Genomic DNA, 12,708 nt, shown 5'->3' with positions numbered 1-12,708 from the left:
ACGTTTCCGAATCCTTAACTAGCGCGCGCAACAGATCAAGCATGATCCTGTGTACTACGACCCACAGCAGACTCACACCCCCAACGCAGACACAAGCCACTCCTCAAACCGCCGAATATTCCGCTGCTCCCGCCGCTCAGACGGGTAGGTGAGGAAATAACCGTTCCCGCTGTCGACCTCAATGTCAAAGGGCTTCACCACTTTCTGTGAGGCAATCAGGTCGGTGAACAAGGCAGCATCGGCAATCGCAACGCCCAGGCCGCGCTCGGCGCTTTGCACGCACATATCTACCGTGTCAAACAACTGCTCACGCGCGCCTTGCAAGTCCGGCACGCCGGCGCCGCGCAGCCACATCAACCATTCGTGACGTTGGGGCGTAGCGTGCAACAAGGTTGCGCTGGCGAGGTCGCTTGGCTCGCGCAGGCTGGCGGCCATTTCCGGTGTGCACAGGGGCACCAGGCGCTCGCGCATTAGCGGCACTTCGGCCAGCTGGGGCCAGCCGCCTTTGCCGTGGGCAATGATGGCGTCGGCATCGGAATTGCTGAAGTCGGGTGCGTCCGTCCAGTGGGTGGCTACGCGTATCTCCAGGCCTGGCAGCTCTGCCTGCAAGGCCGGCAGACGGGGCAGGAACCACCTGACGGCCATGGTGGGCGGGAACTGGACTCTGAGGACATCGGCACCGCGCCGCACGCGGGCGCCGGCTTCAGTCAGTGTCTGCATTGCTTGCCGCACGGGCGCCAGCAGCTCCAGGCCTTCTGGGGTGAGCGTCAGGCCGCGGGCTTGCCGCACAAAGAGCGGGCAGCCGTAGTACTCCTCCAGCAGTTGCACTTGCCGGCTCACCGCGCCTTGCGTCAGGTTGAGCCGGGTGGCCGCGCCGGTGAAGCTGCCGCAATCAGCGGCGGCCAAAAAGGCCTGCAGGGCATAGAGGGGTGGCAGGGCCGGCATGGCTCAGGCCTTGTAAGAAATGTGGCAAGCGGTGTCGTGCATGGGCGCAGTTTATCGTGGCCGCCCCCGTGGCGGCAGCAGCCATGCGCGGCGCACATGGCTGCCCCCAAAAACTTTCGTTGGTGCTCTGGCGCGGGCGCTTCTACGATCAGCGCACTTCTTTCAACACGTCTCAACACGCTTCCAAAACAATGGTTATCAGCTCGAACGCACTGGCGTACATCGCCGTCATCAACAACTACCTGACCCTGCTGGCCGCAGGCGACGTGCGCGGCATCGTGTCGCTGTTCAGCCCCCGGGGCACTGTGCACTCGCCCTTTCTGGGTGTGCAGCCGGTGGGCAAGTTCTTTGACCTGCTCAAGGCGGCTACACGGCGCAGCATTATTGAAAGCCCCGAAGTGTTTGTGAGCGGCGTGGGCTCGCGCCGGGCTTCAACCAGCTTTACCTACCGATGGGAGCTGGCTGATGGTGCGCAGGTCAGCTTCGAGTGTGTGGACCTTTTTGATTTTGACGAGCAGGGCCTGATCGAGGCGATGACCATCGTCTACGACACGGCGCCTATACGCGATTCCGTCGGTGACAAATACCGCGGCGTGCAAACCCAGTGATTTCGTTTCTTTAACCCCAACAGGAGAGCTCTCATGAAATTCATGGTTATGGTCAAAGCCACCGCCGACAGTGAAGCCGGCATCATGCCCAGCGAGCAGTTGCTCACGGAGATGGGTAAGTACAACGAAGAGCTCGTCAAGGCGGGCATCATGCAGGCCGGTGAAGGTTTGCACCCGAGTTCAAAGGGCGCTCGTGTGCGCTTTTCGGGCAAGAACCGCACGGTGATTGACGGGCCGTTCAGCGAAACCAAGGAGCTGGTGGCCGGCTTCTGGATCTGGCAGTGCGCCTCGCTGCAAGAGGCTATCGAATGGGCCAAGCGCTGCCCCAACCCGATGCCGGGCGAGTCGGATCTCGAGATCCGCCAGGTCTTTGCGGCGGAAGACTTCGGTGAAGCCTTCACGCCCGAGCTGCGCGAGCAGGAAGAGCGGCTGCGCGCGCAGATTGCCTGACGCAGATTGCCTGGCCCACGCCCCGCTGATTCACCCCCACGCAAGGAGCACCCCCATGTCACTTGTCCGCGTTCAAAACTTCGCCATCTCGCTCGACGGTTTCGGGACCGGCGAGGGCCAAACCCGCAAGGAACCATTCGGCCACGCCGGTGAACGGCTGCACGACTGGATGTTCGCCAGCCAGGCGGGCCGCCGGATGCTGGGCCAGCCTGGCGGCACAGCCGGCGTTGATGACGCCTTCACCCGCCTTTTTGCGCCGGGGATTGGCGCCGAGATCATGGGCGCCCACAAATACGGCTACCCCGGCTGGGAGAAGGACCCTGAATACAAGGGCCCGTGGGGGCCCAACCCACCGTTTCACACACCGGTCTTTATCCTGACCCATCACACCCGTCCGCCAATCGAGATGGAGGGTGGCACGACCTACCACTTCATCGACGCATCGCCGGCGGAAGCGCTCGCGGCGGCCCGCAAGGCGGCGGGCGGCAAGGACATACGCATAGGCGGGGGCCCGACCATGCTTCGCGAGTTCATCAAGGCCGGGCTGGTCGACCACATCCACGTCGTGGTGGTGCCCATCCTGCTCGGCCGCGGTGTGCGGCTTTGGGACGGCCTGGAAGGCTTAGAGAAGAACTACCAGATCGAGTCCGTCTCGTCGCCCAGCGGCGTCACGCATATGACCTTCACATGCGCGGCCCATCACTGATTTCCCCTAACCCAAGCTCAACCAACCCCAACCTCAACCCCCAGGAGATAACCATGCCCAAGATGATCTTCGTCAACCTGCCCGTAAAAGACCTCGCTGCCTCCATACGCTTTTACAAAGCGATCGGCTGCGAGCAAAACCTGCAGTTCAGCAGCGACCAAGCCGCCATGATGGCCTGGTCGGAGACCATCAGCTTCATGCTGCTCACGCACGAATACTTTGGCACTTTCACATCAAAGCGCATCCCCGACGCGCAGCAAACCTGCGAAGTGCTGCTGGCCCTGTCGCGTGACAGCCGCGAAGAGGTGGACTCGATCACAAAAGCCGCAGCCGCTGCCGGCGGCAAAGCCGACGTTCGCCCGCCGCAGGACATGGGCTTTATGTACACCCGCGCCTTTCAGGACCCGGACGGCCATGTGTTTGAGCCGGTGTGGATGGATATGGCGGCGGCGCAGGCCACCGCGTAAGTGGGTAGGTAGCCGGCTTTTTTTGAATTTCTTTTGAATTTCTTTCGATTTTTTTGTCGAAATTTGTCGAATTCACAGGCCCCGTTCGTCGTGTTGATGGAAACACCCCAAAACGATCAATGAACGCGCGGGGCCTGTTCCTGATTCCCAATTTCCCAATTCTTAACTCAAGGAGAAATCGATGAAGTTCCTGCGTACCCTTTTCGCCCCGCTGCTTACCGCCGCGGTGGCTGTTGCCACCCTGCTCCCTGCCGCTTCCCAGGCCCAGGAGAGCAAGCCCGTCAAAAGCGGCTACCTCAGCGTCAACGGCGTCAACTACCACTACCAGGTCCACGGCCAGGGCGAGCCGCTGCTGCTCTTGCATGGCGGCCTGGGCCAGTTCGAGATGTTCGGCCCAGTGCTGACGGCGCTGACCAAAACCCGCCAGGTGATAGGCGTTGACCTGTACGGCCATGGCCGCACGGCGCTGACCGAGCGGCCCGTCAGCCTGGTCGACATGGGCGACGACATGGCGCAAATCCTCAAGCAGCTTGGCCACAACCAGGTGGACGTGATGGGTTATTCCATGGGCGGCGGTGTCGCCTTCCGCCTGGCGGTGCAACACCCCGAGCGCGTGCGGCGCCTGGTGCTGGTGTCGGCCGGCTACGCGCAAGATGGCTTCTTCCCGGAGATGCTGCCGATGCAGGCGCAAGTCGGCGCGGGCATGGCCGACATGATGAAGGAAACCCCGATGTACAAGTCCTACGCCGCGGTCGCGCCGCGCCCGCAGGATTTCCCCAAGCTGCTGGACCAGATGGGCGCCTTTATGCGCAAGCCCTATGACTATTCAGAAGACGTGAAAAAGCTGCAGATGCCGGTCATGCTAGTCTTTGGCGACAGCGACATGTACCGCCCCGAGCACATCGTGAAGTTCTACCAGTTGCTGGGCGGCGGACTGAAGGACGCTGGCTGGATGCGGGAGAACATGGCAAAGAACCGTCTGGCGATCTTGCCGGGGTTCACGCACTACGACCTGTTCCTCGCGCCTGCCCTGGTGCCGACGGTTTTGCCCTTCTTGGATGGAAAGAGCAATACGGCCAGCTGGGCGCAGCAGGTGGCTGGGCAGAAGTAGCAAGAGCAGCGGAAAATCCGGACCTCTTTATCGAGGTTCTGGCCTGGCCTTGGCGTGCTGGCTATCGATCATGCAATATTGTCGTTAGTCAGCTTTGACCGGTTTCGGCCAGAAGCGGATATTCGTCGACGGCTGCAATGGGCCCTAAGCGGTCATTGAGATGCGATAGGTTCCTCGATGCAAATAGGCTGGAAAAGGTCTAGCCGCCGCCGAGTGCACCACTCAGGAACTCAAGCATTCGAGGCCACGAATCCTGTCTCGCACGTGCAGTCCCCTCTGGCGTTCCACCCATATCCATTTCTTCGCCCGATACCGGATGCTTCGACTTGAGCATCGTCGTTGGACCGTTTGGCCAAGCGATGCTGTGTCCCGCGCCTGTATAGGCCAGATGTTTGACCGGATGGCGAAAGCCCTGTCGTTTGAAGCGCTCTAAAGCGAACTCCGTCAGTTCGGTAGACGGCCAGACCTTGTCGTCAACGCCGCTAATCATCAGCACCGGTCCATTGATGTTTTCCACGCGGATGGATGCCCTGCTCGCGTACGCTGCATCCTGCAACGGGATGAAGTACCAATCGAAGCTACCTTCATTTGCGTTGCCGGTCGCGAGCGCCTCATCCCACTGCGCATGCGTCAGCGTCCTGGCGTAAGGAAGCTCCTCCCCGCTTAAAGTCCAGGCTCCATTTCCGCTTTCAGGGTACGCGGGCCAGAGGATGCCACTGGGCGCATACGCGACCACAGCCCGTATTTCAGGGAACGTTGCGCCGAGAAGCAAGGCCAGCTCTCCGCCTCGCGAAATACCAACCGCTGCGACTTGTTCGGCCGCGATGGCGGGCTGCGCTGCCAGCCATTCCAAGGCCGTGGCAAAGTATTCGAGCGGAATGCGGTCGAGCGTTGGTGGCAGGCCGTCGGCGCCGAAGTAAGCGAGGGCAAGTGCTGCATAGCCCCGGGATGCCAGCAGCGCCGCCATCTCCTGAGACCAGGCCAATCCCCCGTTGGAGCCACCCACCACAAGGACTGCGCTGTGAGGGCCGGGTCGATTGGGTTCAAACATCTTGCCAACAAGGCCCTTTTCCCGGACCTCCCGCAACACAACCCGTTCATCCATGTAAACACGCCTCACAACATGGGTGATTCGCGGCGCACCGCCGTCCTTTTCTGCTGTGAGCGTTGCCGTGAGCGGGTCCGTACTTTTGCCTTCGTAGCCTCTGGTGACCTCGGGAGGCACTGGGGCACGAGACCAGAAGAGCCCCATGGAATCGACGCCCGTGTATGAGCCGGAAACAGGCGCCTGTGTGCTCAGGTCCACGACGCCGTGGGCGTCTGCAATGAAGACCGCCTCGGACAGCCACACGACATCATTGAAGCAGCTCCACAGGTTCAGGGTCAATCGTTCGTCGGCACAAAGCCCCAGCACCCGAATCTGGAGCATCTCGTCCACAAGACATTGATGAGGCAGCGTGTCGAACTTCATGAAGCAGGCCCTGGAAGTATTGGTTTGGGCAATTCTGGATGTGGAAGCTGCCCATGAGCACAGCTTGACTTTACTTGGTGGTCAGCCAACAACGAGTGTCAATGGCTTCTTAGCAACAGGCTCATGTGTTGGCCATCATGGAACGTACCATCCAGCCGAATTGCTTCGGGTTCGAGACCGTAGGGTTCAAAGCCGAGCGACTGGTAAAGGCCGATTGCGGCGGTGTTTGGCAAGAACACGGTCAAATTGACGCGGCGCACATCTTGTGAGCGTGCGTGTTCCAGCGCAGCCTCGACAGCCATCCGGCCGAATCCTTGACCTCGATGCGATGGATCAACGAAAGTCCCCCAAAGGGTCACCTTGTGCATGGAAGAGGGAAATCGGCTCGTCCACGCGACGGCCGAGCACGCACGCAGGAGGCCGTCGACAAAAACGCCGAAGGCCGCGCTCGGGGCGGGAGCGCCCAACTGATCACGGAACCCCTGCAGCGGCCTGGTCAACTCTTCAGCTAGCGAAAGCCCCATAGGCACGGGATTGTGCTCGGTGACCCGACGTCGCAAGGCGGAAAATTCGTCCGCATCAGAGGGCATCAGTTGGCGAGTGTTGAGTTCTGGCTTCACAGAGTCCTTGCGTTAGTCGGAGGTCCGCTTCTGGCCGACTGTAGCCGAAGCTGTGACCGGCACAAAGGGGTCCATTACGGCTGTTGGGATGGGCCGCTAAGTTGGCAATTGCAAGGTCTCCCATTGGCGTAGCAATTCGACCTGTCGGTGGAGTTGGCCGGTCGTCATGGTTTGGGAACCCCAAACCGGTACGCGTCCTGCGTACTCTCCCAGCAACCAGAATTGCCGCACCGCCATGAAACGTGAGATGGCGGCAAGGTCGGCATCTGCGACCGGGCGTCTGTCCCGGTAGGCGGAGATGAAATTTTTCCACTGCATTTCCGCCTTGCTGCTCACCTCACCGTCAGGCGCGCGCGGGTAGAGGTTCCATGGGTAGACCGCAAGCTCATACGCCAGGTAGCCCGGTCCCACCTCATCGAAATCGAAAAATATGGCTTGGCGTTGCCCTTCGGCATCGGTCGTGACGAAGTTGTTCTGGCCGTGCGCGTCGCCGTGACATATCACACGGCTCAGCTCGCCCATGGCCAGGATGTCATCGTACAGCCGCAAGCCCAGCTTCTCGAATTGCGGGCGCAATCCGCCTGTCATGGACGGCGCGCGAAGCAGTCCCTCCAGCGGCCTGAGGAGAAGGTAGTTCAGGTCAAGCACATAGGCGCTCTCCGGCCCCCGGTAGCTTTCGCCCCCCTGGTGCAAGGCGGCCAATCCGTGCGCGAAGGCCTTCACGTCAGCTGTTGATTCACCAGTGAACTCCCCCTCCAGATATTCGAAGAGCATCAGCATCCGGGCACCTTCCGGCAGCGGCACCTGTATGGCGATCTCGCCCGTCGCCGTTGTGACGCAGCGAGAGACCTGGCAGCCGACTTGGGCCCAATGCTCCAGTGCCGCAGCTTCAAACATCACATTGGGACCACCCCGCGGCCGCTCAGCACACAGACGCGCCACAACGCGCTGCCCACTGGCAAATTCCAGTCGATAGACCTGATTGAAACTTCGCCGGAGGAACTCACTCCCGACGACCTCGCCGAGTCCATAGCCGGCCTGCACAAGGGCGGCGATGCTGCCTGCCGTTGGCGTCGATTGCGCGATTTCCAGTTGCATGCTTGTCCCGCAAGAAAGAAGGCGCAATTATGGCGCGGCGGCGCGCAGACTCGAACGGCCGCTTCTGGCCAAATGTAGCCGGTCGCGGAACCAGAGCTTTGGACTCGCACCCTACTTTCTGCCGGCCCGAAGGGGCCCGTACGCACGGTAGGGGCCGCTAGGTTGTCCGCTGCCACGAATACACGAGGAACTTGTGCGTTGCCTTGAAACCCAGCGCTTGCGCGAGGCGCATCGACGGCAAATTTTGTTCAAAGCAATCCCATGTTGGCTGCAGGCCGCGGTGAACGCATTCGTCTATGAAGGCGGACGCGACGGCCTCTGCCAGCCCAAGGCCCCTGAACTTCTCAACCGTCAGGATGTCAATCGCGTGGCACCCACCAGACACGAAGACCGAATAGCAAAGGCTTACGACCCCGCCTTCGGTCAACACGCAAAAGCCGATACCGCGCTTCTCGAAATCGGTAGCAGATTTCCACGTTCCGCCTATCCACGGATACACGGTAGCCTCTACCTTTCGCATCAGGGTTGCATCCATCGGTGTCAGGCTCAAGCCAGATGCGAGAGACGACTTTGAGCGTCTCGCATCGAAGCTTTCCTTGTTGAATTCAAAGGCGACTCGTTGAATCCTTTTTGTCGAAGAGGTTGCGACTGTATCCAGTACTGGCACCCAGCCTTCGTGACTGGGATAGAGGATGAAGAAGTCCTGATGCGGATGGTCGTAGAGCCATTGCAGGCACGATTTCGCGAATGCCGGAGTCGCAACCGGGCCCCCTAGCACGCAAAAGCCGTTGTCGTAGACGAAGGCCGTTCGGAAGTCATCAGGGGCGCTCACGAACACCTTGCCCTGGGTGTTGCCAGCGAGCACGGCACCTGCGACTTCGGCACCGATGTGCTGCGACCCAAACAGAGGAGTCAGAGAGGGGTAGTGTTCCGCTGGCAGTTCAAACATAGCGCTTTCAACGGTCTGGAGTAGCCATCATAGGGTTACCTCTCAGCCGAAATTGGGAGGCGCGGTCGTGGCTCTGCTATTGGCCGAAAGCTGTCGCAGCGGCTGGTTATCGATAATCGAACATTGGCGATAGTCAGCCCTACCGCCGCACCTCAAAAATCAAATTAAAAGGCGTCTCCGCAGCCCGCCTGAAATGCGTGAAACCCGCCTTGCGAAACACCTCGGCCAACCTCGCCTGCCCGGCCTGAGCACCCAGCACCAGCTTGCCGCCTTCAGAAATCGCATGCGCGCAGCAGATCAGATTCGACAGTTAAGACATAAAAAAAATTCCTCCACCACTCAGCCCAAGTGACAGCCACTCCTCGTTTGATGGCGCCCTCGCTATCAGACCGTGCGTGCACCTCGTCCACGTGCCGCCGCAAGGCAGTCCTGCAGCGCAGCGATGAGCCGCTCAGACACCAGCTTCACGATCGGGCCGGGCGGCTTGGTGGCATCCACGGCCACGCTGATCTCCTGCGGTTCGGCCCCGCGGTCGCGCACCGGGATAAAGACCAGCTGGCCGGTGGCCAGCTCCGACGCCACGTCCAGCTCGGACGTGAACACCACATGGTTGCCGCCGAGCGCAAGCTGCTTGACCAGCTGCAGCGAGTTGGTCTCGGTATAGCGGCGCGGTTCCTTGAACAGCCAGTTGTACTGCGCCTCGAGATAGCGCCGGATCGTCAGCGCCTTGCTCTGCAGCGCGACCGGGTGGGCCATGGCCTCCTGGAAACTCACCGTCTCGCGCTGCGCCAGCGGGTGCCCGGGCGCCACCACACAGCCCAGCGGCAGCGCGCTCTTCCAGAGCACCAGCAACTCCCGGCGCGGTTTCAGGTTGAAGATGGCGGCCAGGTCGGCCTGGCCGGTCATCAGTGCGGCCTCGGCATCGTCGGGGGTGGCCAGTGCAATGGACAGGCTGATCAGCGGATGCTGCGCACCCAGATCCCGCACCAGGGCGGGCATGACGCTGGTGGCATGGCTGTCCATCGCCACCAGCGACACATGGCCCTGGTGGATGCCCTGGATGCGCCGGATCTCGGCGACCACTCCACGTTCGTCCTGTAGCCAGTGGCGCGCCAGCGTGATGAGCGCGTCGCCCGAGGGCGTCAGGCGCATGCCGCGCGGCAGCCGCTCGAACAAGGGAACGCCGAGTTCTTCCTCCAGATGCAGGATCTGCCGGTTGATGGCTGAAGCCGCCACGTGGAGTTCGCGCGCGGCCTTCTGGATGGAGCCCGAGCGCGCAACCTGATCGGCGTAGCGCAGGCCGGCGGGAACAAGCGAATAGCGCATGGATAGGAGGGTGGCGGGTGGGGATAAGTGTATGCAGAGTGTACTGATTTTGCGTACGCAGCATTGCAAAAATGGTGATGGACGGCAATGATTTGCATCCCTACGATCCGTTCCATGACCACACGATCCAGCCTGGAACACCTCAATACCTGTGCACCCGAGGCCTTTTGCACCGCCCTGGCCGGCATCTGGGAACACGCGCCCTGGGTGGCACACGGCGTCGTAGCCCAGCGCCCTTTCGCGTCCGTCGAAGCACTGCACGCGGCCATGGTGGGGGTGGTGGCAGGGCGGGACGAGCCCACACGCGTCGCCTTCTATGCCGGACACCCGGAGCTGGCCGGTGAAGACGCCCGCCAGGGCACGATGACCGATGCGTCTATTGCAGAACAAGGCACGCTTTCGCTGGCGCAGCTGGATGCACGCGAGGCCGAACGCTGGAACGCGCTCAACCGGGCCTACCGTGCGCGCTTCGGCTTCCCATTCATCCTCTGCATTCGCCGCCACACGCGGGAGTCGGCCCTGCAAGCCTTCGAGCAACGCCTGCAGCACGACCGCGCCACGGAACTGACCACGGCATTCGGCGAAATTGCCGCGATCACCCGCCTGCGGCTGGACCGCCTGGTGTCCGATGTTTCCCACGCGGCCAGCCACGGCGAATCCGTTCCTTCCTGACCTTCCTGACCTACCACCGGAGTTACCCATGAACACCCTACGCAGAATTTCCCTCCTGACGTGCGCCCTGGGCCTGCTGGCTACGGCAGTGCCCGCCGGCGCCCAGGGCGCTTATCCAGACCATCCGGTGAAAGTCATCGTGGCGCTGCCTGCCGGCGGCGGGGTGGACATCATTGCGCGCCTGGTCGGCCAGAAACTGGCCGCCGTCACCGGCCAACCCTTCTTGGTAGACAACCGGGCCGGCGCCTCCGGCCGCATCGGCCTGCCGGCGGTGGCCAAGGCCGCGCCGGACGGCTACACGCTGATGGCTTCGCCCGCCTCGTTCCTGACCACCAACAAGAGCATCTTCAAAGAGCTGCCTTACGACCCGCAGGCTGATTTCGCCCCCATCACCAAGCTGGCCAACCAGTCCATGGTGCTGGTGGTCAAGGACAAGCAGAAGTTTTCCAGCGCAGGGGCTCTTCTGGCCGCCGCCAAGGCCAAACCCGGCAGCCTGAACTACGCCAGCTCCGGCGACGGCAGCCCGCAACACCTGGCCGCGCTGATGTTCGAGACGCGGGCGCAGGTACGCATGACCCATGTGCCTTACAAGGGCGGCGCGCTGGCCATCACCGATCTGCTGGGTGGCAACGTCGACCTGCTGTTCGCGCCTCTGCCCGAGGCGCTGCCGTATCTCAAGTCCGGCAAGCTGACCGCGCTGGCGTTGATGAGCGACAAGCGCTCGGCGCTGATCGCCGACGTGCCCACCATGCGCGAAGCGGGCATCCCGAACATGGTCATGCAGACCTGGATCGGCCTGCTGGCGCCGGCGGCTACCCCGCGCGCCCTCGTGGACCAGTTGAACCGCCAGGTGCACGCCATCCTGCAGAGCGAGGATGTGAAGAAGCAGCTCTATGAAATAGGCATGGAAATGGCACCCACCACGCCCGAGCAATTCCAGCAAACCATCGCACAGGAGATCGCGCTGCATGCGGACCTGGTGAAGGCTGCGGGGCTTGTGCCGCAATAGTCGCTACAGAGAATCCGGTGCTGTCGCCGCAGTGCCGCGGGCCCAGCAAAGCCAGGCGGCCGCCCGCCAATCAGTCGGTTTAGGCCTACAAAAACCAGCGCCAGCCTCGCTGGCCCTGCCCGCCCGCGCTGCGCAAAATGGCAGTCATCATGCCCAGCAGCGCGGCGCGCGCCTCCGCCAACCCTTTCTTCGCTTTTGCATCGTCCCTCTGGCCGCACGTGCGCCGCTGGGGGGTACCGGTGTTCGGCATCGTGGTACTGGGCCTGCTGGCATCGCACGCACACAAGGTGGACTGGGCGGGCGCCTGGCAGGCGCTGTGGCGTTATTCGCCGCTCGTCTTGCTGGCCGCGCTGGGCCTGGCCACCATCAGCCATGCGCTGTATGGCTGCTTTGACCTGATTGGCCGGCACCACACAAAACACAAGCTGCCGCGCCTGCAGACCTGGGCGATTGCGGTGACGAGTTATGCCTTCAATTTAAACCTGGGCTCGCTGGTAGGCGGCGTCGCGTTGCGGGCGCGCCTGTATGCACGGGCGGGCCTGGACGAAGCCACGATTGCACAAATCGTGGGCATCAGCCTGGCTACCAACTGGCTGGGTTATGGGCTGGTGGCCGGCAGCCTGTTTGCCGCGGGCCTGATTGCGCCGCCCAGCCAGGCGCACATTGGCGCCACGGCCTTGCGGGTGCTGGGTGTGTGCATGGTGCTGCTGGCGCTGGGCTATGTGGTGGCCTGCGCTTTTGCGCGCGGGCGGACGTGGCGTGTGCGGGGCAAGAAGCTGCAGCTGCCTTCTGCGCGGCTGGCGGTGGTGCAGCTGGTGCTGTCTGCCACTAATTGGGCGCTGATGGGGGCGGCGATGTATTTGCTGCTGGGGCAGCAGGTGCCTTATGGGATCACGCTGGGGGTGTTGATGGCGGCTTCCATCATTGGGGTGATCATGCCTATCCCTGGGGGGTTGGGGGTGATTGAGGCGGTTTATCTGGCGTTGCTGTCGGGGAGTGTGAAGCAGAGCACGCTGATGGGGGCGGTGCTGGCGTACCGGGCGCTTTATTATTTTTTGCCGCTGATGTGGGGACTGGTGCTTTATGGGTTGTTGGAGAAGTTTTCTGGGTCTGATCCCAGTGGCTCTGAGTGAACCTGTTTAGGCTGGGTCTTGCTCCAGCGGGGCGCTCTCCTCTGACTCCTGCTGGCCGGGAGTGGCCCGGCGGCCAGTAACTTTCTTTTGCTTCGCCAAAAGAAAGTCACCAAAGGTCACGTAGTGGGGATTCGCTCACTTCG

The 12,708-nt window shown here is 62.1% G+C and carries 14 protein-coding genes; 8 read left to right on the top strand and 6 right to left on the bottom strand.

Annotated features, from left to right (window positions below):
• Positions 1-72 precede the first annotated feature (72 nt).
• Positions 73-945 (bottom strand): LysR substrate-binding domain-containing protein, encoded by an 873-nt coding sequence (locus BM408_RS22410; protein ID WP_092132904.1) that lies wholly within the window; start codon positions 943-945, stop codon positions 73-75.
• Positions 946-1,136: 191 nt separating this feature from the next.
• Between BM408_RS22410 and BM408_RS22405 the strand changes: the two genes are divergently transcribed.
• The 5 genes from BM408_RS22405 to BM408_RS22385 all read left to right on the top strand — a co-directional run bounded on the left by BM408_RS22405 (position 1,137) and on the right by BM408_RS22385 (position 4,287).
• Positions 1,137-1,553: a nuclear transport factor 2 family protein gene (locus BM408_RS22405; protein ID WP_092132926.1), complete on the top strand. Its 417-nt coding sequence runs from the start codon at positions 1,137-1,139 to the stop codon at positions 1,551-1,553.
• Positions 1,554-1,586: 33 nt separating this feature from the next.
• Positions 1,587-2,003, top strand: coding sequence for a YciI family protein (locus BM408_RS22400; RefSeq protein ID WP_092132903.1), 417 nt, complete (start codon positions 1,587-1,589; stop codon positions 2,001-2,003).
• A gap of 55 nt (positions 2,004-2,058) precedes the next feature.
• Entirely contained in the window at positions 2,059-2,709 is a 651-nt protein-coding gene (locus tag BM408_RS22395) for a dihydrofolate reductase family protein (RefSeq protein ID WP_092132901.1), read from the top strand.
• A 53-nt stretch (positions 2,710-2,762) separates the two neighbouring features.
• Positions 2,763-3,176, top strand: a complete 414-nt coding sequence (locus BM408_RS22390) for a VOC family protein (protein WP_092132899.1) — start codon at positions 2,763-2,765, stop codon at positions 3,174-3,176.
• A gap of 181 nt (positions 3,177-3,357) precedes the next feature.
• Positions 3,358-4,287, top strand: coding sequence for an alpha/beta fold hydrolase (locus BM408_RS22385; protein WP_092132898.1), 930 nt, complete (start codon positions 3,358-3,360; stop codon positions 4,285-4,287).
• 199 nt (positions 4,288-4,486) lie between these two features.
• Here the strand turns inward: BM408_RS22385 and BM408_RS22380 are convergent, their stop codons facing one another.
• The 5 genes from BM408_RS22380 to BM408_RS22360 all read right to left on the bottom strand — a co-directional run bounded on the left by BM408_RS22380 (position 4,487) and on the right by BM408_RS22360 (position 9,751).
• Positions 4,487-5,758, bottom strand: a complete 1,272-nt coding sequence (locus tag BM408_RS22380; protein WP_092132896.1) for an acyl-CoA thioesterase/bile acid-CoA:amino acid N-acyltransferase family protein — start codon at positions 5,756-5,758, stop codon at positions 4,487-4,489.
• Positions 5,759-5,856: 98 nt separating this feature from the next.
• The gene (locus tag BM408_RS22375; protein WP_139237395.1) at positions 5,857-6,378 is read right to left on the bottom strand and encodes a GNAT family N-acetyltransferase; all 522 of its coding nucleotides are present in this window, start codon (positions 6,376-6,378) and stop codon (positions 5,857-5,859) included.
• A gap of 96 nt (positions 6,379-6,474) precedes the next feature.
• A complete protein-coding gene (locus tag BM408_RS22370) occupies positions 6,475-7,476 on the bottom strand; it encodes a phosphotransferase enzyme family protein (protein WP_092132892.1) in 1,002 nt (333 codons plus the stop codon).
• A 157-nt stretch (positions 7,477-7,633) separates the two neighbouring features.
• Positions 7,634-8,425 (bottom strand): GNAT family N-acetyltransferase, encoded by a 792-nt coding sequence (locus BM408_RS22365; RefSeq protein WP_092132890.1) that lies wholly within the window; start codon positions 8,423-8,425, stop codon positions 7,634-7,636.
• Positions 8,426-8,809: 384 nt separating this feature from the next.
• Positions 8,810-9,751 carry a LysR family transcriptional regulator gene (locus tag BM408_RS22360; RefSeq protein WP_092132889.1) on the bottom strand — a complete coding sequence of 314 codons (942 nt, stop codon included), beginning with the start codon at positions 9,749-9,751 and terminating at the stop codon, positions 8,810-8,812.
• 114 nt (positions 9,752-9,865) lie between these two features.
• Here BM408_RS22360 and uraD point away from each other — a divergent pair, with 114 nt between their 5' ends.
• From uraD to BM408_RS22345, 3 genes are all read left to right on the top strand, one after another.
• Positions 9,866-10,423, top strand: coding sequence for a 2-oxo-4-hydroxy-4-carboxy-5-ureidoimidazoline decarboxylase (gene uraD, locus BM408_RS22355; RefSeq protein ID WP_092132887.1), 558 nt, complete (start codon positions 9,866-9,868; stop codon positions 10,421-10,423).
• A 28-nt stretch (positions 10,424-10,451) separates the two neighbouring features.
• The gene (locus tag BM408_RS22350; protein ID WP_092132885.1) at positions 10,452-11,432 is read left to right on the top strand and encodes a Bug family tripartite tricarboxylate transporter substrate binding protein; all 981 of its coding nucleotides are present in this window, start codon (positions 10,452-10,454) and stop codon (positions 11,430-11,432) included.
• A gap of 149 nt (positions 11,433-11,581) precedes the next feature.
• A complete protein-coding gene (locus BM408_RS22345) occupies positions 11,582-12,565 on the top strand; it encodes a lysylphosphatidylglycerol synthase domain-containing protein (protein ID WP_092132925.1) in 984 nt (327 codons plus the stop codon).
• Positions 12,566-12,708 lie beyond the last annotated feature (143 nt).

The organism is Polaromonas sp. YR568 (assembly GCF_900116715.1).
Taxonomy (GTDB): Bacteria; Pseudomonadota; Gammaproteobacteria; order Burkholderiales; family Burkholderiaceae_C; genus Polaromonas.
The sequence above is the reverse complement of the archived record's forward strand: the minus strand, read 5'-3'. Positions and strand labels throughout refer to the sequence as shown.